The organism is Methanoregula sp., assembly GCA_041645435.1.
In the GTDB taxonomy this organism is placed as follows: Archaea; Halobacteriota; Methanomicrobia; order Methanomicrobiales; family Methanospirillaceae; genus Methanoregula.
Genome location: JBAZQB010000002.1, coordinates 605665 through 629554, shown reverse-complemented (window position 1 = coordinate 629554; position 23890 = coordinate 605665). Strand labels below are relative to the sequence as shown.

Annotated in this window: 23 protein-coding genes; 14 read left to right on the top strand and 9 right to left on the bottom strand. The window is 50.4% G+C overall.

What is annotated here, in order from left to right; all coding sequences use genetic code 11:
• Positions 1-91 precede the first annotated feature (91 nt).
• Entirely contained in the window at positions 92-1339 is a 1248-nt protein-coding gene (gene uraA / locus WC593_06610) for a uracil permease (protein MFA4824816.1), read from the bottom strand.
• Between the two features lie 314 nt (positions 1340-1653).
• Between uraA and WC593_06605 the strand changes: the two genes are divergently transcribed.
• Positions 1654-2949, top strand: coding sequence for an ATP-binding protein (locus WC593_06605; GenBank protein MFA4824815.1), 1296 nt, complete (start codon positions 1654-1656; stop codon positions 2947-2949).
• Between the two features lie 30 nt (positions 2950-2979).
• Positions 2980-3126 (top strand): hypothetical protein, encoded by a 147-nt coding sequence (locus WC593_06600; protein ID MFA4824814.1) that lies wholly within the window; start codon positions 2980-2982, stop codon positions 3124-3126.
• 64 nt (positions 3127-3190) lie between these two features.
• Here the strand turns inward: WC593_06600 and WC593_06595 are convergent, their stop codons facing one another.
• The gene (locus WC593_06595) at positions 3191-3484 is read right to left on the bottom strand and encodes a 4Fe-4S dicluster-binding protein (protein ID MFA4824813.1); all 294 of its coding nucleotides are present in this window, start codon (positions 3482-3484) and stop codon (positions 3191-3193) included.
• Positions 3485-3572: 88 nt separating this feature from the next.
• Between WC593_06595 and WC593_06590 the strand changes: the two genes are divergently transcribed.
• The gene (locus WC593_06590; protein ID MFA4824812.1) at positions 3573-5213 is read left to right on the top strand and encodes a cobalamin-dependent protein; all 1641 of its coding nucleotides are present in this window, start codon (positions 3573-3575) and stop codon (positions 5211-5213) included.
• A 44-nt stretch (positions 5214-5257) separates the two neighbouring features.
• Positions 5258-5770 carry a hypothetical protein gene (locus WC593_06585; GenBank protein ID MFA4824811.1) on the top strand — a complete coding sequence of 171 codons (513 nt, stop codon included), beginning with the start codon at positions 5258-5260 and terminating at the stop codon, positions 5768-5770.
• A 224-nt stretch (positions 5771-5994) separates the two neighbouring features.
• Here WC593_06585 and WC593_06580 read toward each other — a convergent pair whose 3' ends face one another.
• From WC593_06580 to WC593_06570, 3 genes are all read right to left on the bottom strand, one after another.
• On the bottom strand, positions 5995-6159 hold the full coding sequence (locus WC593_06580) for a 4Fe-4S binding protein (protein MFA4824810.1): 165 nt from the start codon (positions 6157-6159) through the stop codon (positions 5995-5997).
• A gap of 224 nt (positions 6160-6383) precedes the next feature.
• On the bottom strand, positions 6384-8231 hold the full coding sequence (locus WC593_06575) for a carbohydrate-binding protein (GenBank protein MFA4824809.1): 1848 nt from the start codon (positions 8229-8231) through the stop codon (positions 6384-6386).
• A 218-nt stretch (positions 8232-8449) separates the two neighbouring features.
• Positions 8450-9058 (bottom strand): hypothetical protein, encoded by a 609-nt coding sequence (locus tag WC593_06570; protein MFA4824808.1) that lies wholly within the window; start codon positions 9056-9058, stop codon positions 8450-8452.
• Between the two features lie 272 nt (positions 9059-9330).
• On the opposite strand from WC593_06570, the gene WC593_06565 reads away from it, so the two are divergent.
• From WC593_06565 to WC593_06555, 3 genes are all read left to right on the top strand, one after another.
• Positions 9331-9573, top strand: a complete 243-nt coding sequence (locus WC593_06565; protein ID MFA4824807.1) for a hypothetical protein — start codon at positions 9331-9333, stop codon at positions 9571-9573.
• Between the two features lie 167 nt (positions 9574-9740).
• Positions 9741-10607, top strand: a complete 867-nt coding sequence (locus tag WC593_06560; GenBank protein ID MFA4824806.1) for a PDDEXK nuclease domain-containing protein — start codon at positions 9741-9743, stop codon at positions 10605-10607.
• Positions 10608-10799: 192 nt separating this feature from the next.
• A complete protein-coding gene (locus tag WC593_06555; GenBank protein ID MFA4824805.1) occupies positions 10800-11654 on the top strand; it encodes a PD-(D/E)XK nuclease family protein in 855 nt (284 codons plus the stop codon).
• A gap of 73 nt (positions 11655-11727) precedes the next feature.
• Here the strand turns inward: WC593_06555 and WC593_06550 are convergent, their stop codons facing one another.
• A complete protein-coding gene (locus WC593_06550; GenBank protein ID MFA4824804.1) occupies positions 11728-12039 on the bottom strand; it encodes a hypothetical protein in 312 nt (103 codons plus the stop codon).
• 107 nt (positions 12040-12146) lie between these two features.
• Positions 12147-12326 (bottom strand): antitoxin family protein, encoded by a 180-nt coding sequence (locus WC593_06545; GenBank protein MFA4824803.1) that lies wholly within the window; start codon positions 12324-12326, stop codon positions 12147-12149.
• Positions 12327-12598: 272 nt separating this feature from the next.
• Here WC593_06545 and WC593_06540 point away from each other — a divergent pair, with 272 nt between their 5' ends.
• Both WC593_06540 and WC593_06535 read left to right on the top strand, forming a co-directional pair.
• Positions 12599-12919 carry a nucleotidyltransferase domain-containing protein gene (locus WC593_06540; protein ID MFA4824802.1) on the top strand — a complete coding sequence of 107 codons (321 nt, stop codon included), beginning with the start codon at positions 12599-12601 and terminating at the stop codon, positions 12917-12919.
• A complete protein-coding gene (locus tag WC593_06535; GenBank protein ID MFA4824801.1) occupies positions 12912-13295 on the top strand; it encodes a HEPN domain-containing protein in 384 nt (127 codons plus the stop codon). The genes WC593_06540 and WC593_06535 overlap by 8 nt, the downstream gene beginning before the upstream one ends.
• 1696 nt (positions 13296-14991) lie before the next feature.
• On the opposite strand, the gene dprA is transcribed toward WC593_06535, so the two are convergent.
• Together dprA and WC593_06525 are read right to left on the bottom strand one after the other, a co-directional pair.
• Positions 14992-15960: a DNA-processing protein DprA gene (gene dprA, locus WC593_06530; protein ID MFA4824800.1), complete on the bottom strand. Its 969-nt coding sequence runs from the start codon at positions 15958-15960 to the stop codon at positions 14992-14994.
• Positions 15953-16537: a hypothetical protein gene (locus WC593_06525; GenBank protein ID MFA4824799.1), complete on the bottom strand. Its 585-nt coding sequence runs from the start codon at positions 16535-16537 to the stop codon at positions 15953-15955. Before WC593_06525 ends, dprA begins: the two co-directional genes overlap by 8 nt.
• Positions 16538-16758: 221 nt before the next feature.
• Between WC593_06525 and WC593_06520 the strand changes: the two genes are divergently transcribed.
• The 5 genes from WC593_06520 to WC593_06500 all read left to right on the top strand — a co-directional run bounded on the left by WC593_06520 (position 16759) and on the right by WC593_06500 (position 23890).
• On the top strand, positions 16759-17100 hold the full coding sequence (locus WC593_06520; protein ID MFA4824798.1) for a hypothetical protein: 342 nt from the start codon (positions 16759-16761) through the stop codon (positions 17098-17100).
• A 52-nt stretch (positions 17101-17152) separates the two neighbouring features.
• A complete protein-coding gene (locus WC593_06515; GenBank protein MFA4824797.1) occupies positions 17153-19492 on the top strand; it encodes a TerB N-terminal domain-containing protein in 2340 nt (779 codons plus the stop codon).
• Between the two features lie 26 nt (positions 19493-19518).
• The gene (locus tag WC593_06510) at positions 19519-20862 is read left to right on the top strand and encodes an ATP-binding protein (GenBank protein ID MFA4824796.1); all 1344 of its coding nucleotides are present in this window, start codon (positions 19519-19521) and stop codon (positions 20860-20862) included.
• 18 nt (positions 20863-20880) lie between these two features.
• Positions 20881-23046, top strand: a complete 2166-nt coding sequence (locus WC593_06505) for a DEAD/DEAH box helicase (protein MFA4824795.1) — start codon at positions 20881-20883, stop codon at positions 23044-23046.
• A gap of 118 nt (positions 23047-23164) precedes the next feature.
• Positions 23165-23890 carry a hypothetical protein gene (locus tag WC593_06500; protein ID MFA4824794.1) on the top strand — a complete coding sequence of 242 codons (726 nt, stop codon included), beginning with the start codon at positions 23165-23167 and terminating at the stop codon, positions 23888-23890.

Sequence of the window (23890 nt, the reverse complement as noted above, 5' to 3'; positions counted from 1 at the left end):
TCATCCCGGCCTCGCCACCACCGGGCCCTGACCCGCCCGATAATTCCCTCATAGCAAAAAAAGCAAAAAAAGAAAAACTCGATAATCCCCATCAGCATCTCCTCCCGCCCCACCAGTCAATCCCATAAAAAAATACCCCCAGCACCACCGCTATTACGGTCGACAGCGCCATCCCCTTCAACTGCACAAGCCCCATATCAACCGACGCCCCCGAAACCCCGATAACCAGAATAAGCGAAACCAAAAGAAGATTCCGGGGCAGCGACAGGTCGGTCTTCGCATCAATGAGCATCCGGATACCCGATGCCGTAATGACCCCAAACAGCAGCAGCGAGACCGTCCCCATGACGGGGCCCGGGACCGACTGGATGGCGACGGGGATCTTGCCGCAGAACGAGATCGCAATCGCGATCACGGCAGCCCCCGCAAGGACCGCCGTACTGTAGACCCGCGTTATCGCCAGCACGCCGATATTCTCCGCGTACGTGGTGTTGGGCGTGGAGCCGAACATTCCCGAGAGGACCGTGGAGATCCCCTTGCCGAGCAGCGTCCGTTCGATCCCCGGGTCCGCCATCAGGTCGCGGCCGACAATGGTCCCCGTGACTTTGAGATGGCTGATCAGTTCGACAAAGACCACCAGCGATGCCGGGATGATGAGGATGATCGCCGGCGCCGACAGGACCGGCGTATAGATGGTGGGAAAGGAGAACCAGGGGGCCAAAAGAATCGGGTCAAAGACCGCACGGCCCAGCAGGAGCGAAACAACATATCCCGTGACAAGCCCGAGAAGAATCGGAATGAGCCGCAGGAATCCCCGGCATGCCGTCATGCCGGTGATCATGACGCCAAGCGTCACCAGGACAATGCCGAGGTTTGTCAGGTCCACCGGTCCGGTCGTGAGCCCGGCCATCGCCGCCGCCGTCGGTGCGAGTTCAAGGCCGATGACCGCAACGATCGCTCCCATGGCTGCATCGGGAAACACGGTGTTAACCCAGCCGATCCCGGTCTTCTTGATCACGCCCGCCAGCAGGATGAACAGGATTCCCGATGCGATAAAACCCCCGAGAGCTGCGCCATACCCGTACAGCGGGATGATGATAAGCGCCGGGGGAAGGAACGCAAAACTCGAACCAAGGTACGCCGGGACCTTCCACTGGCACACGACCAGAAAGATCAGCGTGCCGATCCCGTTGAAGAGGAGAACCGTGGACGGGTCAACGCCCAGCAGCACCGGCACGAGAACCGTTGCACCGAACATCGCGAGCAGGTGCTGCAGCGAGAGCGGCGCGAAGATGGCAAGCGGCGGACGTTCGTCCACTCCTACAACGGGTGCGGGCATGGGATTTTTTCCTTATCTCAAAATTGCGCCGGGATTCCTTATGGTAGTTAGTACCCGGCCGGATGTATCGGGTACGCCAGGTTCCCACTAAATTCCTCATAAGCACCGGGTCGCGACAAGAAAATGAATACAATTTTTACTCAACCGGATACATTTTGTATTCATACGAGAACCATTTCCTGGTTCTCCGGTGGCATTGGCACCCCCGCCTCTCAACCAGGTCAGGGTACAACCCATCACAATAGCCAGAACATGTCGGGTTATAACCCATCACAACCAAACCTTTATGGAGGGGTATAACCCTACACACTAGTGTGACAACACTCTTCGAACTGCTCGCAAGCCAGAACCCGTGGTGGAGCGGCCTGCCGTTCGATACCGGCAGGGAACGGCAGAAGTATCTCGCAACGATCCGACGCTATCTCAGGACGGGCGAGATCATTGTCCTCAGCGGAGTCCGGCGCTCGGGAAAGACCACCCTGCTGTACCAGACCATCCGGCTGCTCATCACGACCAACAAGGTACCGGCAAAAAATATTCTCTTTGTCAACTGCGATGAGCCGGAAATGGCGGACCGGAAAAACGCACTGCTCGAAGCCGTCGACACGTACCGCAGGGAAGTCGCGGCAAAAGGCACCATCTGGCTTGTCTTTGATGAGATCCAGGCCGTAGAAAACTGGGAGCGGGAGATAAAAACCCTCTACGACCGCAAACAGTGCAGGATCATTCTCTCGGGCTCGTCTTCGTACCTGCTGGACTCGCAGGTCTCCACTCTGCTCTCGGGCAGGTACTTTTCTATTCCCGTCTTTCCACTGGATTTTTCAGAATACCTCCGGTTTCATGGCATTGTCGTGCCCAAAGATGCCACAACACGGGCAGCGCAAAAGTACGAAGTCACCACCCGCCTCCGGCAGTACCTCCATGAAGGCGGTTTTCCCATTGTCGTGCTCCAGCAGGATGAACGAACGAAACAGGATTACCTCAGGGCCTACTACGACAGCATCGTGTACCGGGACATCATCCGTACAAACGTGGTCCGGAACCAGAAAGCCCTGGCAGCTCTCCTCCATTATCTCTTCACCAACATCTCCTCCCCGTATTCATACCGCCGCATAAAAGAGATGCTTGGGATCGATATTGACACGGTCCGGGATTATATCCACTTTGCCGGCATGGCAAAGATCCTCTTTGAGGTACAGGCTTTTTCGTACTCGCTGCCGGCACAGGCACGGCAGAATAAAAAGATCTACTGCATCGATAACGGACTCAGGAATGCAGTCTCGTTCCGGTTCTCACAAGACGAGGGAAAACTTGCCGAGAATCTTGTCTTTGTAGAACTCATGCGGTCCGGCCAGACCCCGTATTACTGGAAGGGAGTCCGTGAAGTGGATTTTGTCATCAGGTCCAGCGACAACACCCTGACTGCAATCAATGTCTGCTACAGTGATGAGATTCCAGAACGTGAATATGAAGGCCTGCGGGAATTTGCCGGGGAATTTGACGGGAAGGTAAACGAGCTCCTGATACTTACCAAAGATTACGAGGCGGAGGAGGGAAATATTTCCTGCATCCCGCTCTGGAAGTGGCTGCTTGAAAATGAAAGTCCTTGAATTCACAACGGCAGTTTCATTTTTTTATACGTGGCCGGAAGACTGAACCCAGTCAATGGTAAAACGGGGGTTGCAAAACCCCTCATCCCCCTCTCCGGCATCAAAGCCTCGCCACCACCGGGCCACGATCCAACCGAGCACAAAAAAGCAGAAACGAGAAAAGCAGCCAACCAATAATTTCGTCAAAACGATAGAAAATAGAAATACCGGGAAAAACCCGGCTACCCCCGGTACAACCCCCTCACCCCCGGACCTGCATAACGATCACGCCTTCCGGACAAAGATGCGAGCACAAACTGCACCCATCGCACCGGTTGCGATCAATCACCACTTCCTGTTCCCGCAACGAGATCGCATGGTATCCCCCGTCCCGGCACGCCACCACACAGCGGCCGCAGGATGTGCACCGTTCGGGAAAACCTGTGGTGGCGAAACGGGACTCGCTCCGGGAGAGAGAGGTATGCGTGCCGATACGCGGAACGGCACGGCCCCTGAGTGCCTCGACATCCGGACCTCGCCACCCCAGCCGTCTCAATAGAGAGACCAAATGGGATCTAAGAGAAAAACAGATGCACCCCCCACCGCTACATTAATCCCTCCCCCCTTCCAAAACCCGGATCATCATGCCGGAAGCCCACCAAAAAATCCTCTTCATCGCCTCCGAAGACGAGGAGAACCTCTCGGTGCGCTACCCGGCAGCCTCGCTCGTGCAGGCCGGCCATGCGATCGGGATCGCCTCCTTCTCCGCCCCGGCAGACACACCGGGGGTCCTCGCACGGATACAAAAGTTCAGGCCGGACCTGATCGCCGTCTCGATGGCATTCCAGAGCCGGGCGCCGGCCTTCTTCGAGCTCATCCGGACAATCCGGGAGAGCGGCTACACCGGCCATCTCTCCACCGGCGGGCACTTCCCCACGTTTGAGTTTGCGAAGATCCTGGAAACCCAGCCCGGCATCGACAGCGTGGTGCGGTTCGAGGGGGAGCAGGCACTGGTCGAACTTGTGGAGCACCTCGGGGGGATGCGGGAGATCGCGGCGGTTGCAAACCTCGTGTACCGGGACGGGGATGCACTCCGCGAGAACCCGTGCATCGATCGCTTCCCGGACCTCGATGCCCTGCCGTTTCCGGTCCGGAACGACCGCCCGCAGGTGCGCCTCGGGGAGAACTTCGCCACGCTGGTCGCGAGCCGGGGGTGCTGGCACGCGTCGTGCGCCTACTGCTGCATCGGGGCGTTCCATGCGGGAAAGACCGGGAAGCGGCATGCCCTGCGGAGCACAGGAAATATCGCACAGGAGATCGCGTGGCTCTACCATAAGCAGGGCGTGCGGCTCTTCCAGTTCCATGACGACAACTTCCTGCAGGCACGGGAAGAAGACAACATCGCGAGGCTCGACGAGCTGGTGGCAGTGCTCGGAAAAGAGGGGGTCGATCTGGAAAAGACTGCCTTTCTCATCAAGGCCCGGCCGGACTCGATCACCGAAGCAGTCGCGGCCCGGCTCGACCGGCTCGGCGTTGCGGGGGTTTTTTTAGGCGTCGAGAACGCAAGCGCGACCGGCCTTCGTGCCCTCATCCGGGGCTCAAAGGTTGACCACATTGACCGGTCGTTTACGCTGCTCCGCCGCTACAACATGGTCGTGACCTACAACCTCTTGATCTTCCACCCGGACGCAACGTTCGACGAGATCAACGCAAACATCCTCTTCATGAAGAAGCACCCGGAGTACCCGTTCGATTTCGGGCGGGCCGAGGTGGTGGCAGGCTCGCCCCTGGAACGGCAGGTTCTGGAGGGGGGTCTCCTGCAGGGGAGCTGGCCGAACTGGGACTACCGGATACGGGACCCGGACGTTGACCGGCTCTTCCGCATCAGTCTTGCCACATTCCGCCGCCCGGATGCCGGATATTCAATGCTTGCCCACAGCATGATCGCACTCGCGTACGGGGCCTACACCGTGCACCGCCTCTGGCCCGGCCCGGCAGCAGAGAGCGTGCTCACCGATACCCATGCCCTGATCGCAGAGAGCAACGCGTTTGTTCTCGACCACATCTTCCGGATGTACGCGCTCGCCGCACAACCGGACCCCGGGGAAGAAATCGATCTGCTGGCAGGCTCCATCCGCAACGGGTGCAGTGAGCTCAATGCCAAAGCCGCATCGCTCACGCAGCGGATGAACCGGTTGCAGGTCGCAGAAAAGAAGTTCCGGCACGCCGGTGTGCCCGGCGCTCTCCAGCACTCGCCCCTGCTCCGGGGCATCTTCCGGGTCTAGACCCCACGATAAAATTCATTATCCCCAACACCGAGTATGAACTAATGACCGCTTCAGACAGTCTCCTGCAACCCAACGGGCTGAAACTGATCTTAGCGGTAACGCTCCTCCTCCCGCTCTTCGTTGTTGTCGTGCTCCTCTTCATGCTTACCGACATCGACATCCTCATCCTTGTCGTCATCACACTCGTGGTCAGTTACCTTGCGGCCTGCCTCATCGACTCGCTGGTCGACAACCGGAACGTCAAGATCGCCATTGCGTCCATTGCCGCCTTAATCACCCTCGGGCTCGGGTATCTCATTGTCCGGAGCATGACGGTGATCTGCGACCCGGTCCATGATCCCGGCGGCATCATCTGCGATCCGGTCCACATCCCGGATACCACCCCGGCACCGACCGTGATTGCCACCGTCCAGCCCACTGCCACGACCCCGATGATCTGCGACCCGGTCCACGAGCCGGGCAGCATCGGGCCGGGATACGGGGTCACGCCCGGCATCGCAACGGGTATCGTTGCGCAGAAACTTAACGAGTGCCGGAAGAAATGCGAAGAGTGAGGGGAAGAGCCCGTCAGGACTCTTGCAGGTCAGCGCTGTCAAAAACAAGATAACCATCGTCCCGAGCAACACTCTTCCTCGCGGTCGATGAATTCCTAATCATGATTAGTACTAATCACGATTAGGATTTTTAATTCGTCGCGGGTTCTGGTGAACCGGAATCCTGGAACCAGGGATATCCTCAAATCCCTAGTCTTTTAAAAGACACAGAATTGCCCTGTTCCTCACCGGGTTTTCCCGCTCAACTTTAAACGGTAGTACCTGTACCCGCTCCGGGATCGCAGTATCGCGGGGAGTATACCGGTTAACGAACAGCACTGCATCACAATCACGCCTTCCGGACAAACAGAGGAGCACAGGCTGCACCCATCGCACCGGCCCGCATCCATCATGACCTGCCGGTCCAGAAGCGAGATCGCATGGTACCCCCGGTGCCGGCATCCCGTGGAGACTGGAGACATTCAGCTCGATCGCATCCGCCCCGGCTGCCTGCACGAGACCGGCAAGTGCCTGCTGTTCGTGTGGTTCAGGCGACGCTATGATGCTCGCAACCAAGAGCCCCTATCCGGCTATCCATCACGATTTACCGTATATGAAAAAAGAAAAAAATGGATCAGTCCTTTCTCTTTGCAATGACAGCCACAGCGATACCGAGGGCAAGGAGGATAACTGCGGTTTCGATACCGGATGTCGTCGGGGGAACCGAAGTTACCGGGGTCTCGCACGAATAGCCACACCCTCCGGGGCAGCCGTCTTTCAGCAGGCAGGCCAATTTTCCGGATGGACATGGGGGAGCTGTACAATAGACGATGGGTCGTGTAACAGTACAGAGCGCTTCACTGTGGGTTGTATAACTTGCCGGGATCTCGTTGACATTGGATGAGAACCAGAGTTCGTCAATGATTGCTGCTGAACTGGTGGTATCTTTCTTGGTTATTTTCATCGTGTGGGATCCCGCACCGAGATTAACCGTAGAGAGTTTGTCCCAGCCATAGCCCGTGGTACCCCGGTTGAATGCGTTCGCTGCATCGAACGTACCGATCGTTGCCCCGTCAATCGTGACCGTGACCTGGCGGTCTCCTGTCGCATGGTTGGTGTCAGACCAGTCCCTCATCCACATGACGTAGGTTCCCGCTGAAGGGGCATTGATTGTATAGGTGAGCGTATCCCCGCCGTGGGAGAGATAGTAGTCACCGGTTCCCGACCAGTCGCTGCCCCGCCAGGTCGGGCATTTTTCTTCGGAGCTGTCCCATTGTGCACCGGTCTTCTGGACATTTGCGTCGACATAGTCCTCTCCCTCCACGATTATTTTCTGGGTGGGCGTGGGGGTTATGGGTGTTGTACCGGCACAGAGCGCTACGCTGTGGGTTGTATAGCTCGCAGGGATCTCGTTTACATTGGATGAGAACCAGAGGTCATCAATAATTGCTGCCGAACTGGTGGTATCTTTCTTGGTTATTTTCAGGGTGTGCGAACCGGCCCCGAGGTTGACCGTGGTGAATTTATCCCAGCCATAGCCCGTGGTCCCCTTAGTGAAGGAGGAGGCTGCATCGAATGTACCGATCGTTGCCCCGTCAATAGTAACCGTGACCTGGCGGTCTCCGGCCGCATGGTTGGTGTCAGACCAGTCCCTCATCCACATGACGTACGTTCCTGTAGCAGGCGCATTTATCAGGTAGGTGAGCGTGTCCCCGCCATGGGAGAGATAGTAGTCACCGGTTCCCGACCAGTCACTGCCCCGCCAGGTCGGGCACTTCTCCTCGGTGCTGTCCCATTGTGCGCCGGTCTTCTGGACATTTGCGTCAACATATTTCTCACCGTCAATGATTATTTTCTGATTTGACGGGACGGGTGTCGGGGTTGTCGTGGTTGGCAGCAGGGTCGTTCCACCCCCGTCATTGAGATTGAATGTCAGGGTTGCAACTTTGGTATACGCCCGCTCGCCACCGGAATTGGGAATGGGAGTGGTGATAATCATATCAACCTTCCATGGGCCGTTAAACTGGTAAGAGGGTTTGCCGGCATTGTGCTCCGGTTGAAACCGGTATACCGTCATCCTGGCCTGTCCGTACTCGAGATTGTTGCCCGAACCAAAATTTACATCCGAAAAATCAACGGGCTGATCTACATAGGCCATCTGGCCGTCGACATTAACGTTCCACAGCGTCGGATTGATATCTTTAAACCAATCCTTCCCATCGGGCGTGAAAACCCGGTAGGTAAACTGGGGCCGGGAACCATCTGCCATGGAAGTACCGGGAGAGATTTGTATCCATGCATCAATATTCCCATCACTTCCCGTATCTGATGTTGTCCATGTTGTCTTCGGTTGTAACATGTTACCACCAGTCACGTAAGTACTGGTACCTGATTTAATGACGCTCGGGATTGCAGCCACGGGCAAGATAACTACAAGCAGCACCAGCGCAACCAGGCATATAACCTTAAACTGTTTTTCCATTCTTGTCCTCCTCACACAGGTTCATGATACCATGGGAACAACACAGGCTATGGATTGGTATGACGGGACTGTATTGTCCACGTATCTGAATAGAGGAAATCACGGCATATACTTTTCCCTATTTTTTATTCCGGGGTAAAAACCGTATAAGGAAAAATACTCTGTGTAGTTGTGTCCTTTTCCATAAATGGAATGAAAAAATACTCTGCAATATCGCATCAGCTGTTTCTCTTCTTTCTGATCATCACCGCCAGCCCTCCGGCAAGGACAAGGGAAACGAGAACAACATACGCAGGCAGGGGAAGGTAGCTGTAGCTGTGGGGAGTTATCATTGGCGTGCGGGGGGGTGTCGGGACCGGCTCGTAGCGTTCGGGAGGAATGGCGAACCGCAGGGTGCAGGCGTCACCCTGGTGCAGGCTGGTGCAGTCTGGTCCGGGAGTATTGGCAAAATTCCTGATGATGAAGTGCTCACCGTTCAGTTCCCCGTCGAGATCGCAGGAATTGATATGCAGATCCTCAATGCCAGAGTAATACTGATAAATTGTGCACCCGTATGTCGGGCATGTTGCAGAGAACCAGAAGACGTTTTCCCGTTCCGATGGCTTTGACGGGGAGGGATAACTCCCGGAAGGGTGATTTCCGTAACAGTTTACGGTGAACGTGACCGGTTCATTGACCGGAGTCCCGTTATTCTCAAAGTATACTTTCGTCGGGGTGATCGGTTGTATGACATCTGCCGATACCGGAGCAACCGCAAACAGGGCAAAAGCAATCATTGCCAGTACTGCGGTGTAAAACCAGATCGTACGCGAGGATGGCGAATGCATGAGAGATCCTTCCAGCATTTGTTTATGATGTGAAAATGTGCGTGATATTATTTAAGCAAAACTCCTTTGAACAGTCCTGGACGGGAGAGATGCACCCCCTAAAGTTTGCTGTATTTTAATTTGCTCTTCATAATACGGATTGCCGGGCGGGTGAAGCCGCCGGAGGATTACCTTTAGGAAAAACCAATGGGAAAATTTCAGGTTCGTGATATTTATATCTCCTTCATCCAAACAGGATATAACAACGTGTTAAAAAGAGGATGGTATCCCCCATGTCATTGTCACAATCCACACAGTCACCGCTTGCCCGGCTCGTACTCTTCATGGTCTGCCTGGCAATTGCCGGGAGTTGTATAGCCGGAGCCCACTATTATACCGTTGACCTGCCGCAGCAAAAGGTGACACCTCCCGACAATGGCGCAACGTGGGGCTATAAATGCGATATCTGTAAAGCCAACTGCGTTGGTAAGACGGATATCTGGTATTGTCTCCAAGAATGTGACCTGATCTGCTGAACTTTTTTTTGCTAAAAGTCGATCTTTTTTCCGGATTGCGCCCCCGTATTTCCCTGTCGGTATGGTTATAGCAAAAATTCCCGGGAGATAAGAAACTACCCCCAGAGAGGATCTCAACCGGAGATTCCTGCCCGGGACACATCTCCTTTTAAGATCTTGCGCTGCGGTTGACCGGTGAATTCGGTCGTGGTTTTTCCATAGTAAACCTCAAGAACTTCCGCCAGTTCTACCTTGTATTTTCCAAAGGGTATTCTCAAGGAAACATCCCTGATGATGAGATTGGCTACACTGTGTGTAGCGGATTGAGCTGGTCTCATTACCGGCTCCTGATGCGGGTGGAAAATTCCGATGCCCGCCGACATTATATCCGGGAAGGAATCAGCCAGAACTGGAGTGTACGGACTCTTGAGCGGCAGATTGATTCACTCTCTTATGAACGGTTGTTGAAAACCCGGGACGGGAAGATCGTAAAACCCGCAGTTCAGAAAAAGAAAATACCGGATAGTCAAAGCCCCGAGGAATTCATCAGGGATCCGTATGTCCTTGAATTCCTGCATATCCCTTCTTCAGATTCTTTCCTTGAACACGAGCTTGAGCAGGCCCTTATCGATAAACTCCGGCACTTCCTCCTGGAACTGGGAAAGGGGTTCTCCTTTGTCGGGCGCCAGTACCGGATCTGTACGGAAACTTCCGAGTTTTACATCGACCTCGTCTTCTATCATTATATCCTGAAATGTTTCATCCTCATTGACTTGAAGACCGGAAAGCTGACACACCAGGATATCGGACAGATGGACATGTATGTGCGGCTGTTTGAGGACCGGATTAAAACCGAAGGGGACAATCCAACGATTGGTATCATCCTCTGTACAGAAAAAGACGAGACTATCGTCAGGTACTCGGTTCTCAAGGATAGTCACCAGCTCTTTGCATCCTGGTATAAACTGTATCTTCCCAGCGAGCAGGAACTTGTTGCAGAAATCGAGCGGGAAAAAGAGATTATGCGGAGGTTGGATCGTGATCGCTCCGGTTAGGTAATGAAGCAGGGATCCTGAAGCCGGGATGTGCAGTCGTTGGGCGGGGAAAGGGGGCGTTTGGTAATCACCGGTATACGACGGGCTCAAAACCCATGAGGAATTCTTCAGCGGGCGAACGGTGAATTTCCATAATTTTTTTAGCAGAGTAAAAAGAGGAAGATATTTCGCACCAGTCCTCAACAGAAATATATGGCCGACCTGGACCCCTTCTTCTTCAAAATAAATTCCTGGTCCTTCACCAAACACCGGGTCTGGAACCGGTGCCAGCGCCAGTACTATTTTGAATACATCGCTCCCTACGTCAAATCCGCCCCGGTCGTTGATCCCGAAAAGATCCGGTGGCTCAAGAACTTCACCTCCAAATTCGTTGTCCAGGGCCAGCTCATTCACGATATCATCGATCAGCAGATCCAACGCCATTGCGAGAACAAGCCGATGGATCAGGCCGGGGCAATGAATGAGTTTACAAAAAAAGTTTTACGCTACAAAAATATTGGCGGCGAAACATTCACCGAATATCACAATGGCGAGAAGATCCCGGGTTCATTCTATACGTTCATCGATGAGAACGGGAAGACCTGCCTGCATACATTCTTTGGGAAGTGGCCAGACTATTTGAACCGTGAATGCCTGCGGCACGAGACGTTCGATCATTTCAACATCGGGGATGTGGGAGTAACGGTCAAGGTGGATTTTGCCGGGAGGATGCCGGATCGCACGCTCATCATCACGGACTGGAAGACCGGCCGGGACGATGACGATTACGAGTCAGAACTCCAGATGGCGGCGTATGTGCTCTGGGCAAAGGAGTATTACACGATGAATGTCGATCACATCGGCACCGAACTCGTGTTCTTGAAAACCGGTGCAACGAAACCCTATGCCTTCTTCGAAGATCAGTTGAGCGAGGTGCAGGAGATGATCCCCCGGGAATTCGCGGCGATGAATGCTTCCTATGAATATGGGGATTTTCCGGCCCGGCCTTCGCAACGGGAGTGTCTGAGTTGTAAGTTTGCGGAGGTTTGTCCGGAAAGAAAAATGTAAAAAAAACTGATTTTTTCAGGATTTTAATCAATTCAAACCTGAAGGCGTTTAGATTTTCACGCGAACCGGATCTTTAATCTTTGAAAAATCCCGATCGAATGTTGCAATCTTCGGAATTGAATGTTCCCTGCATGTGGCGACAATCAGCGCATCGTTGAGAAAGTGCGTGGGTGCGGGCAATTTCTGTGATAGCGGAAAGATTCGATGAGTCGGAAACGATCGCGAGTTCGGAGAATACATCATTCAGATTGCGGGTGAATTCGTCAGCAAACCCATAGCCTTTATTGAGAATGTGCTCTTTTAGTTTCGCTGTACCGGTAATCCCGAATTCATCTTCCGCAATGATCCGGAGCCCTACAAAAAAGGACTCTTCATAGACCGACATGCTCACTGCACAGGTACCGGAGAATGACGAGAAAAAATCCCGTGCTCTCCGGGTTGTATCAGTTTCAATGATCAGCGGGATAATAAAAGAGGTATCTAAGAAGAGGTCTATGAATCATCTCGAAGAGCGCTGATGCGTTCCGAGGTAAGTTTCTTCTTTAACTGTATGGGCTCGAAGCTGAGCTTCTTCTCGATGGTCACCCGGATTCGCTCTCCCTCCCGAAGCTGGATCTTGCCAACCGGTTTGAGAACATTATCCTCATAGATGCATTCAATTGCCTTGCCCATCAGTTCACCTCTTTTGTGTACTGGGATATAGGTCGGGGATTATTATAGGGTTTGTGCACAGTAGGTTACTGGCCGGTTCCCGCATGGCGGTGCGCTCGCGGGAGCGCCCCGTTTAGTCCGGTTGAGGAGGTTACAAGTGTTTGTGCCGGCACCATGAAAAAAGACAACACGGAATAACAATCCAATTCATCCCCCATAATCAGGATAAACCGGAACAAAAGTTACCGGCAAGTATTTATTGTGAATTGGGGAAGGATCATATACGTAACTACATGTCCATCCAGAAGCGGTATGAAACCGTTATCCGGCAATTTGTCCGGCAGGCACAGGAGCGGTACACTACCCATATCGACAAGATTATTCTCTACGGGTCAGTAGCAAGGGGTGATGCGAACGCAGATTCGGATATCGATCTCCTGGTGCTCTGGAATGGGGATGAACACGAAGGCTGGCGGGCAATGACCGGCCTTGCTTTCGATATCATGGTTGATACCGGCGATTATTTGTCGGTCAAGGTCATGAACGCAAAAACATTCAGCGGTACATCCCCGTTCGGGCAGAATGTCTTGAGAGAGGGGATCACGGTTGCCTGAACGGGATCTCACGCTTGCGGCAGAAACACTCGGGGCCGCTGAATATCTTCTGAAAGGCGGATACTATAACGATGCGGTAAGCCGTGCATATTATGCAATGTTTTATGCAGCCCGGGCATTGCTTGCGAGCCGCGATCTTCACCCGAAGGGACACAAAGGTCTCATCATCCAGTTCGGGCTGGAGTTTGTCAAGAAGGGATTCATCGAAGAAACCTATGGCAGGGCTCTCTCCTATGCCAAAGAGCGCCGGGAAACTGTTGATTACAATATCGATGCAACAATGACACCGGATGAAGCGGGGATCATCATCGCGGATGCACGGAATTTTCTTGAAAGGATTGAACGTGCATTCGACGAAATGGGATTGCAGAAATAATTTCTTTTAGATTGCCACTTTTTTCATTGAGAGGAGTGATAATTCCCAACCGTATTTCACCTGTCCCGCTGAAGTCCGGGGGCTGGCCTTCACAAGTAGAGTGATGCAGCCGTGAACCGGTAAGCGAGGGGGGTTTGGCACTCAACGGAGATCATGAGGTGGAGAGGCAGCCCGATTATTTTTTTGTGGCAAATTTCAGCTTAACATTTTTAATAAAACCCTGTTGCATCACATTTTCACGTTCCCGGTGTCCCCTCGGAGACCAGGAACAGATCCGCCTCCTGCAACTCGATAAATCCGGGATTCATGTCTCTGAATATCTTTGCGATCTTCCGCCCCGCGAAGTGCTGGAGCAGAAACTAAAAGTCTGCGATGCAGGCTGCACGGGAACGACTGGCGGCCCAGGGAGCGAAGTAGTGAGAGGAGGCCGGGAAAATTCAGGTAAGACCCCACACTTGGACCCATGTACAGGGATGGGGCACCACCTCATCCCAAATAAGCCCGTAAAATGCTCCTTTTGCCAATCGGACGAAGGCTGTTTTTTGAGGGAGGGAAATGGTGTCCACGCTCATAAAGAATACCGATTAAACGGGGTATTTTCTCCTTCGGGCCGATTTGCAGGGATTTTGGCCGTGCAATTTAGCGGGCTTCCAGCAGCCCCTTTTTTTCGCTGGGGGGTAGGAGGGTCAAAGGGAAAAGAACCCCCTTTTTCAAGATCGATTATTCCGGCCCGGGACTATGTAAGAGATGCTCTTTTCGCAGACCCGCTTCTCCGACGGAGACAGGGTGTGCAGGGGGATGAACAGGGTAACATTTTCCTGCATTATTTGAGCAGATTGCCCGATTTTTGTTCACTGCATTTTTTTGGCTCCTATTTTGGGCCGTAAATGTCAAAAAACGACCTATTCGAGTTTTAAAAGTTTCCTCTTTATTGCGCTTTGGATGGCCGATCTCCTTCCGGATGGGGGGTAGTGGGTGGAAAATGAAAAGAAGGGCTGTTTTGGGGCTTCGATCCGAAAATCTTCCGGCGTGTACCGACGTGAATTTTACCCGCTTGGTAACGGACCCCCAGTTATGCAAAATATCCAGGAGTTTTCGATCGAACAGGGGGTGATCTGACCTGAAACGGGGCTCATTTTGGGCTTTGTTTAGGAATTTTAAGGAAACGGAGGGCGTGGCGTGCCCGGATTGGTGACGTTGTTAAGTGCCTAGAAAAAGGGGATTCTGGGGGTGTGAGTAAGGAGCGAGCGAGGGTGAGATTTTTATTTCAGGGTTCACTTGAAATTTTTTCACACACATTCTGCTCAAAAGTTTTCAATCGATGTGTGGCTGAAAATTTTCCGGCAAGTCTGGTTGATCGGTACGCGACTTTCAGGCAGGGCCCGGAGGGTCGATTGAAATTTTCCGGGCAAGGTCCGGCAGATTTTTTTCAATCAAGGTCTGCCCGGAATTTTTCAATCAAGATCCGATTACAAATTTTCAAGCAGGGTCTGATGCATTTTTCCCGCACGCCCGCTCGTCGGAGAGGCAGATGCGGATTCATGTTTCAATCAAGGTCTGACTATTTTTTTTCAGTCAGGGTCTGCTCAAAAGTTTTCAATCAACGTGTGGTTGAAAATTTTCAGGTAAAGTCTGATTGATCCGGAAATGATTTTCAATCGGGATCCGTATCGCGAAGAAAAAATTCCGGGCAAGGTTAAAATTGATTCAGACTTACCAGAGTCGATTGTTTTTTCCCGCCACCTCGGGCAGATGCCGGGGAAGATGGTACCTGTTTGAGATAGTGGATCGCCTCATCCGCAGAATCGATGGGAATTGCACCCCGGTTACATAATTCGGCAAAGCCTTTCGCTGATTCCTGATCACGATCGTCAGGCCTGCACACAAACACGGGCTTCCCCTGGGACTGGGCTGTTGTCACCTGACGTAATGTCCCGCCACCGCCATGAGATTCAACCGCAATAACGCATTGGGATATTCCGCTCGTAAGCCGGTTCCGGGAGATGAACCTGCCTTTATGCGTTTTGACGAACGCTGATACTTCAGAGATTATTGCACCCGATTGCATGATTTCCCGGGCAAGGGAATAATTCGATCTTGGATAAATATCGTCGATGTGACCGGCAAGAATGGCAATGGTTTTTCCTCCGGCATCAAGAGCTCCGCGATGCGCCTCGGTATCGATTCCCGATGCAAGCCCGCTGACTATGGTGTACCCTACTTTAACAAAGGAACTGCTCAACTGCCGGGTAATTTGTTTCCCGTATTCTGAAGGGGTGCGTGTACCGATAATTGCAATACAATTACTGAAATCCACCAGGTTTCCCTTATGATACAGCAATAACGGGGGGTCCGACAGATCCCTGAGTTGACCGGGATACCTATCGGAGTCATAGGGGATGAGCTGCGTCCCGGACGCCCGGATCCGTGCGATCTCCCCGGCATACAATGAAAGATCCGAAGTTGAGAGGGATTCCCTGATCTTCTGGTATGCTTTGAATAATTGCGGATTCTGTTCGGCATAGAGCGAATCCGGGGAACCGGGGATCAGTCCTGCAAGAAAATCCTGTACTTTTGCATTCCTGAAATATTCATTGGCAAAGCCGGTATTCCGGGAAGTTTCCTTATCGTTGACACAGGCAAGCAGGGATATCCGGTCATACATGATGTGCATCCTCCCGCTCCAGAAATTCAAGTCGTTTGCGATCGATACCGCGTCCCACAACAAGCCCGTATATCCTGCCAGCGCCATTTTCCTTCAGGACCCGGGCACATTCGCGCATAGTACAACCACTGATTACCGTATCGTCAATCAGTAGTACGGACTCCCCATCAATTAATCTCTTTGGTCGGATCTTTCCCACGATATCCACGCATTTCCTGTCGGCCGGTTGTTCATGCTGTAAGGGGCTGCCGGGATCCTTGGCCAGAATATTTTCGCAGGGAATACCAATTGCAAGGGAAACATATTCCGCCAGGAGTGTTGCCGGGTTATATCTACGGGTACTGTTTGAGGAAGGGACAGGAACGATCAGGTCCACATCACGGAGATGCGGATACCGGTGCGTGATGACATGCACCATGCATTCGCCCAGCTTTCCGGCAAGAGTCCGGTCGTGTTTGAATTCCCGGATCTCCCGGTTGATTGCCGATAATCTTTCCACAGGATCTTTCAGGATATATTCCGTGACCCCGTACATGATGAGTTCCTGCTCACGGTCTTTCTGATCCTTGCAGTCCATACAATACCCGTAGTCCCTGTAGTTCAAAGGGATGGGTTTGCTGCATACTTTACAATGGGACTCCCGGATGAGATCGACGTTAACACCATCTGACCTTGTGAACGAGAGAGTCATATTTCTTCTTAGTTCACCTTCGGAACCAGGAGTATTAACCTTGTGCCGGGCGGTGTGAAAATGATTTTATAAAATTGTTTTTTCATTCTTTATTCGATACTTCTGACTTGACCGGCAGAACGGGAGACAGATATACGGCGATTTATAACTACCACAGGGACGATGACGAGTATGAGACGGAACTCCAGATGGCGGCGTATGTACTCTGGGCAAAGGAGTATTACCGGAAAAGTGCCGATGAGATCAGCACCGAACTCGTGTTCCTGAAAACCGGCGCAACGAAGCCCTATGCGTTCTACGAGGAGCAGTTACGCGATGTGCAGGAAATGATCCCCCGGGAGTTTGCGATGATGAATGCTTCGTATGAGTACGGGGATTTTCCGGCCCGGCTTTCGCAGCGGGAGTGTTTGAGTTTAAGTTTGTGGCGGATTATCCGGAGGCGGGATTAAATAGAATATACTATATTCTTGTCAAGAATAAATGGACTATTAAGGGTATAAAATGGGCTTAATCGATTCTTTCGTCGGTATTCTTTTTATCCTGTGTTTAATAATCGGCGGCTTAATTGTTTTTTTGAAATTGGTTAGCACACCTAATAGTAAAACACCTTCATCCAAACTTCCGTCAAAACAACCCATTCGAGTAGAGGCAATAAGAAAAGCCAATACGCAATCCGGAACTATTGAAATTAAAATTGCACGATCAAACTCAAACGATGAATTTTCTCAAACAAGATCCGGACATAATTTGAACTGGGTTGGTTTTGGCAATTCAATAACGGTCCATGGATATACGATAGTAAATCCTCTAACATACTGGTCGGATGGAGCCAGCTTGCCGCAAGAGGCATCATGCATTGATCGGAAACTGTCGATAGGAAAGACCGTAACTGATTCACAAACACTCTCCTATTATCCCCAATATTCAAACCTGACTCCGGGACAACGGGGAAAATATTTATCGTGGCTTTCCCGAGGGCGAAATGATGACCTGGATGAAATTGGGTATGCATTCATATATTTTTACGGACTCGAACGCCGGGGAATAATCGAAAAAGAGGACACGGAAAAATTATTGGTGGAAGCACGTCGGCTCCTTACCCGCTATCCAAATTCCAATTCTTTCAATTCTTACGTGAATCATTTTATCGCTTACCTTGTGGGCTCCCGGCTTAATGAGATGGATGAATCTGCAATTTTCAGATTTTTTCCCGCATTTGATAACCTTGATGAAATCTCTGCAAATGTAATTTTGTCCTGGTGTTGGAGAAATAACAAATCCGTTTCATGGGAGTTAGGATATTCGCTGTCAAAAAATTCCCGAAGTTCACCTAAAAGTAATATTGTGAAAAAAAATCCAGAACTTCTGAAACGACTCTTTAAAGAAAAATTTCAGATTCATTTCCCACAAGGAATTCCCATTGATCCAGATTACAACCTTTTTCAAATGGATTATCGACCAGCAAGCCCATCATTGCTTGGATACGTTGGTTATTCACCAGCAACAAAACGCATTGAATCTGTGAGCTTATGCATTCCATCACAAGGCACGGAGCATTTCCAGAGACTTTCCAAAATCTGGTCTGAATGTTTAGAGGAACTCAAACCCCTGACAAATAAGCTCGAAAAGACCGGGGGAAAAGTGACCAGAGAAGTGTACAGTCTGATCCCGGATGAATTGAAAGAGGGAATGATTCACCCGGACTTGGAATTATGGCAGCAATATCTCTCCTCTAAAACCCCGGTTAATGGTCTGACTATTGCTAAGATATCTGAGTTTGCTGGTTTTTTAGGCATTGAAGAAAGGGCTTCATTAACTGCCACGCAAAGTAGGACGATCTCAACAACTGCTGAAGAGATGGGATATGTCATTGTCCCGGATCCTGCGATAGCCGGCACTTCGTATAAGTGGAACGATGCTGTTGCGATCATTCCTATTGACGATAAAGAAAACATAATTACAGAAAATTTCCAGAGAGCGGCATTAATCTTTGAGATGGCACATGGTATTGCTGCATCAGATGAAAACGTATCTCCGGAGGAAGAAGACTTACTCTATCAGTTTTTTACCGAAAGATTTACCCTAAAGCCTTCAGAAATCAACTGCCTCAAAGGGCTTCAACAGGTCCTTGCAATTCAGCCACCATCTTTGTCAAGGATCGGCAAACGATTGAGTAAGCACCTGAATCCCGAACAAAAAATTGCCCTTGCAAATTTTCTCGGAGAGATCGTCTTACTTGATAATAAATTCGTGAAAGAAGAACAGAAGGCAATAAAAACAGTTTTCAAAGCATTGGAGATTGATCCCACTGTTTCTGACGAACTCATTAAGAAATTCCTTGTCGGGCACGTTCCTGATGAACCGATAACCGTATTAAAATCCGGAAAAACCCGGAAAGGAGAGGCAATCCCCCCACCGGTAATTAAACCGGAATTCAGTATCAACAGAGAGAAACTGAAACAGACAATGGAGGATACCCGGGCGGTTCAGGATATCCTCGCTTCTGTTTTCGAACAGGAAGAAAAAGAGATGGAAATCGACATTGAGCCGGAAGTAAAAATTCCGGAAACACCGGTTAAAACTTATACACGACCCGGTGAATTCGATCTCCCATTTGCCCCTGAAACCATTCCTTCACTTGACACAAAATATCTCTCGATGTTACATGATATAATGAAAACAGATGAGATGAGCCAGGATGACTTCACCGGTCTTGCCAGAAAACATAACCTGATGCCGAGGGCCGCGTTCGATGACATTAATACTTGGGCCGATGAGGAACTGGGAGATTTTCTTCTGGAAGAAAGCGAAAGCCGTATCGTAATCAATTACCAGAAATGATCAATTGACGGCGAGTGGAGCGGATTATGGGGAAACTGAAACAAAGAGAACGGGATGCGATTATCCAGTCGCTGAGTGCGGGGGTTGTTCCAAGGATCGGCCTTGAACATATCCAGGTCGGCAGAAAAAATGAAGTCAGCGCAATATTATCTGATCTGAACCGGATTCAGAATGATGGGGCCACGATCCGCTTCATCATAGGACGCTATGGTTCGGGCAAAAGTTTTTTCTTAAACCTCTGCCGGATTGTTGCCCTTGAAAAGAAATTTGTCGTAGCCCAAGCAGACATCAGTCTTGAGAGACGCTTGTATTCGTCAGATAATGATGCCCGGGCACTCTATACTGAATTAGTCCACAATTTTGCAGTTAGGGCAAAACCAGAGGGCGGTGCTCTGTCAGGACTTATCGAACGATGGATTTCCGATCTTGATCAGCGTCTCCGGAAAGAGGGCAAGAGCACTGAAGAGATCCTTGAACAGATTCCCCAGGAACTGAAATGCCTCCAGGAATTTGTCAGCGGATATGATTTTGCCACCGTCCTCTGCAAGTATTTTGAAGGATACCAGAAGGGCGACGATGTACTCATGGCTTCAGCGATCCGCTGGCTCTCGGGGGAGTATTCCACCAAGACTGAGGCACGGCAGGATCTTGGCGTCCGGACAATCATCGAAGACAAAACCATTTACGACTATCTGAAATTATGGGGTCGTTTTGTGAAGATGGCCGGTTATTCCGGGCTTCTTGTCAACCTTGACGAACTCGGAGTACTGTCTCATCGGCTAAATAATACCCAGGCCCGTAATTCGAATTATGAAACTATTCTGCATATCGTGAACGATTGTCTCCAGGGAAACGTATCGGGAATCGGTTTTATTTTTGCCGGTACTGACGAATGCCTCAAGGACCAGCGGAGAGGTCTCGTCAGTTATGGAGCTCTTGCCAGTCGTCTCGCTCTTAAAGATAATTTCAATGTCGCAGGGCTGAAAGATTTCAGTAGCCCGGTCATCGAACTGGAGAACCTGTCAAAAGAAGATACCTACGTTCTTCTCTACAATATCAGGAATGTTTTTGCGTATGATGATCCCGCAAAATATCTTCTTCCCGACAGTGGTATTGAAGGGTTCCTTCAACACTGCCAGAAGACACTGGGGGCAGAATTCTTCCTTACACCCAGGGATATTATCCGGAGTTTTGTCCGAATGCTTTCCATCCTTGAACAAAATCCCGGAACATCCTGGGAAATTCTGCTGAACAACACGCCGGTCGAAAAATCTCAAGATCCTGAAATCTGTGAAAAACCAGAAGAGAAAATTCCGGAAAAACCCGTCCAACCCAAACCCGTTGATGATCTCGTATCATTCAAATTGTAATTTTTCAGGAACACCCGAATGGAAAAAACCGCTTTTTCATACCTGCATCCGAAAATTCAGGAAAAACTCTACAAGATGCAATGGGAAGAGCTCAGGCCGATCCAGAAGGATGCAATCCTGGAATTATACACTACCGATCATAACCTGATCATTTCTGCAAAAACTGCGTCCGGTAAAACCGAGGCTGCATTCCTCCCGATCCTTTCCCAAATTATCGAGAAGAAAGGAGTCGGAGTTTCGGCGATCTATGTTGGTCCCCTGAAAGCGCTTATCAACGATCAATTCCAGCGTCTCGAAAAACTGTGCGAGCTCGCAGAAATCCCGGTCTTCAAATGGCACGGGGATGTCGGAAGCAGCGGGAAGGCAAAATTTCTTAAAAATCCATCCGGCGTTCTCCTCATCACGCCCGAATCAATCGAGTCTCTTTTCATCAATCATTCAGACGATCTCTCCCGGCTTTTCGGCTCGCTCTCGTTTATCGTCATTGACGAGATGCACTCGTTCATCGGATCCGAGCGGGGAGCACACCTAAAGAGCCTGCTGTCCCGGGTACTGCACAAGAGCCCGAAAGGTGTCCGGCTTGTCGGCCTCTCTGCAACCTTTGGTGATCCAGAGCTGGCAAAAAAGTGGCTCATCCCCCGGAACCCGGATTCGATAACAATCATTTCCGATCCAAGCGAGGAAAAAGAGATCAAATATCTTGTCCGTGGTTATGTCCTTGAGCAAACATCCAAAGACAAACAAACGAAAGAGGACCAGAAGAACCTGACGGCATCTCAGGTCGTCGATGATATTGTCCGGTATTTCTATGGGAAAACTGCTCTGATTTTCGTGAACAGCCGCGGACTCCTGGAATACTATACAGACAGTACGAGAAACTACCTTGAAAGAAAGGGCTTACCGGATTGTTTCCGGATTCATCATGGCTCACTCTCGAAAAGCGAACGCGAAGATACGGAAGATGCCCTGAAGTCGAACCGGCCCACGGCCACATTCTGTTCGAGCACACTGGAGATGGGAATCGATGTCGGAAACGTTTCGCGAATCGGGCAAATCGGAGCCCCTTGGTCGGTGAATTCACTCGCACAGCGTCTTGGCAGGAGCGGGCGCAAAGAGGGTGAACCGTCTATCCTGATCATGTTCATCATCGAGAAGGGATCTGAAGAGGATTCCATTGTGGAACGTCTTCACCCCGAACTTCTCCGGGCGGTTGCGATGTCGGAGCTGATGATCGAAAAATGGAATGAGCCCCCGCAGATCGACTTTTACCATTTTTCAACATTGATACAGCAGATCCTCAGTGTCATCAAAGAACACGGTGGATCGACAGCAAAGGATCTTTTCGATACCCTTGTAAAAGATGGGGCTTTCCAGAATGTCCGGCAGGAGGATTTCATCCAGATCTTACGGAGCATGGGAGTCGCAGATCTTATCGAACAGGATGAGAGGGACGTACTGATCCTTGGCCTTGAGGGAGAAAGAATTGTCAACAATTTTGAATTCTACTCTGCCTTCACCACGCCAAAGGAATTCAGTGTCATCCACAAGGGAGGAAAGATCGGCAGCATCCAGTCGGCTCCCGATCTTGAGACACGCAGGTTCCTGATCCTTGCAGGGCGTCGCTGGGAGATCCTTGAGATTGATTTCAAACGAAACGAGATTTTTGTCGAGCCCTCGAAAGGGGGAAAGGTGCCGAAATATTTCGGAGGTGGCGGGGCAGATATCCACACCCGCATCCGGGGGAAGATGCGCGAGATCGTAACCTCTGATTACGTTCCCGCATATCTCGATCTTAAGGCACAGGCCATGCTCAGGGAAGCACAGCATGCTGCCCGGGAAGCCGGGCTTGCGGAGAATCCGTTCGTGATCGACGGTGCTCACACGTACTGGTTTACCTGGACCGGCTCGGCAAAACACCGGACACTTTTTACATTAGGCAAAGAGTTCGCCGGACTTCATGTAGAAGATGAGGAGATCGCTTTAAAATTCAAGGGTGTCTCGCCATCACAGATTATGGAAAAGTACAAAGAGATGCTTGCATCATGTCCGTCTCCGGAGGAGATTGCGGAGAAGTTCAAGGCCCGGACGAGCGAGAAGTACGATCAGTTCGTACCGGAGAATTTGCAGATCGCGGAGTATGCGAGGAGGTATATTGATACGGGGGTTTCGCTACTAAAAAAATGAGATATTTTTCTGAACATCCAATTACAAATAAACAAGAATCGTTCTTGTGAAGTTTAGCAAACAAAATAGGTCTCAATCTGACTTTATTGTAAAAATCATTGGATATAAGGTGACAAAAATGATCGGTCCCGATAATTTCGCAAAACGCCCTAAAATGAATATTAAGATTTTTGATATTGGAGGAAACCCCAACCTCTGGTCAAATGTATGCAACTCAGATATTGTAAGTAATCCATGGAATGGCTATGCATTAGCGTATAAAGAAGCCGGATTATCTTACGCCCGAAAAATAAAAGATGATGGAGCGTTATACTCCACGTTTGGCTACCCTATATTTTTTCTTTTTAGGCATTATGTCGAACTTAGGTTAAAAGAAATTTTGTTAAGTTCTATGATTTTGTCAGATGAGATCCCAAGTCACAGAAAAATTGATGGAATATTCACTTGTACAATTTGGGATGAAGAAATGAAAAGCCATAATATTCTTGAACTATGGAAAAAATGTTTAATTCGATTTAAAAAAAGCGAACACTGGGAAAATTATGATGATTTAGGTCCTGATGGAAGTAAAATTTATCGTACAATTGAATATTGCATAAATGAGTTATCGAAATACGATGGAAATTCTGAGGCATTCAGATATCCTGTCGCTAGCGACGGACGTATTTTATTAAATGACACAGGTGTCCAAACTTTGAATGTTCATAAACTTAATGAAATGATGACATGGTTATCCGATAATTTAGAAAGTATCAGTGTTGGGATTGACGAAGAAAGAAAACAAATACTTGATGACAGAGCCGAGCATTTTAGGGATTTTGACGACGATTATCAAGATGATTAG

Bases quoted from the DNA above. Each gene is read 5' to 3' on its own strand.
- uraA (MFA4824816.1), bottom strand. From the start codon at position 1,339: ATGCCCGCACCCGTTGTAGGAGTGGACGAACGTCCGCCGCTTGCCATC.
- WC593_06590 (MFA4824812.1), top strand. From the start codon at position 3,573: ATGCCGGAAGCCCACCAAAAAATCCTCTTCATCGCCTCCGAAGACGAG.
- WC593_06585 (MFA4824811.1), top strand. From the start codon at position 5,258: ATGACCGCTTCAGACAGTCTCCTGCAACCCAACGGGCTGAAACTGATC.
- WC593_06580 (MFA4824810.1), bottom strand. From the start codon at position 6,159: ATGGATGCGGGCCGGTGCGATGGGTGCAGCCTGTGCTCCTCTGTTTGT.
- WC593_06575 (MFA4824809.1), bottom strand. From the start codon at position 8,231: ATGGAAAAACAGTTTAAGGTTATATGCCTGGTTGCGCTGGTGCTGCTT.
- WC593_06570 (MFA4824808.1), bottom strand. From the start codon at position 9,058: ATGCATTCGCCATCCTCGCGTACGATCTGGTTTTACACCGCAGTACTG.
- WC593_06565 (MFA4824807.1), top strand. From the start codon at position 9,331: ATGTCATTGTCACAATCCACACAGTCACCGCTTGCCCGGCTCGTACTC.
- WC593_06555 (MFA4824805.1), top strand. From the start codon at position 10,800: ATGGCCGACCTGGACCCCTTCTTCTTCAAAATAAATTCCTGGTCCTTC.
- WC593_06550 (MFA4824804.1), bottom strand. From the start codon at position 12,039: ATGTCGGTCTATGAAGAGTCCTTTTTTGTAGGGCTCCGGATCATTGCG.
- WC593_06545 (MFA4824803.1), bottom strand. From the start codon at position 12,326: ATGGGCAAGGCAATTGAATGCATCTATGAGGATAATGTTCTCAAACCG.
- WC593_06540 (MFA4824802.1), top strand. From the start codon at position 12,599: ATGTCCATCCAGAAGCGGTATGAAACCGTTATCCGGCAATTTGTCCGG.
- dprA (MFA4824800.1), bottom strand. From the start codon at position 15,960: ATGTATGACCGGATATCCCTGCTTGCCTGTGTCAACGATAAGGAAACT.
- WC593_06525 (MFA4824799.1), bottom strand. From the start codon at position 16,537: ATGGACTGCAAGGATCAGAAAGACCGTGAGCAGGAACTCATCATGTAC.
- WC593_06515 (MFA4824797.1), top strand. From the start codon at position 17,153: ATGGGCTTAATCGATTCTTTCGTCGGTATTCTTTTTATCCTGTGTTTA.
- WC593_06510 (MFA4824796.1), top strand. From the start codon at position 19,519: ATGGGGAAACTGAAACAAAGAGAACGGGATGCGATTATCCAGTCGCTG.
- WC593_06505 (MFA4824795.1), top strand. From the start codon at position 20,881: ATGGAAAAAACCGCTTTTTCATACCTGCATCCGAAAATTCAGGAAAAA.
- WC593_06500 (MFA4824794.1), top strand. From the start codon at position 23,165: ATGATCGGTCCCGATAATTTCGCAAAACGCCCTAAAATGAATATTAAG.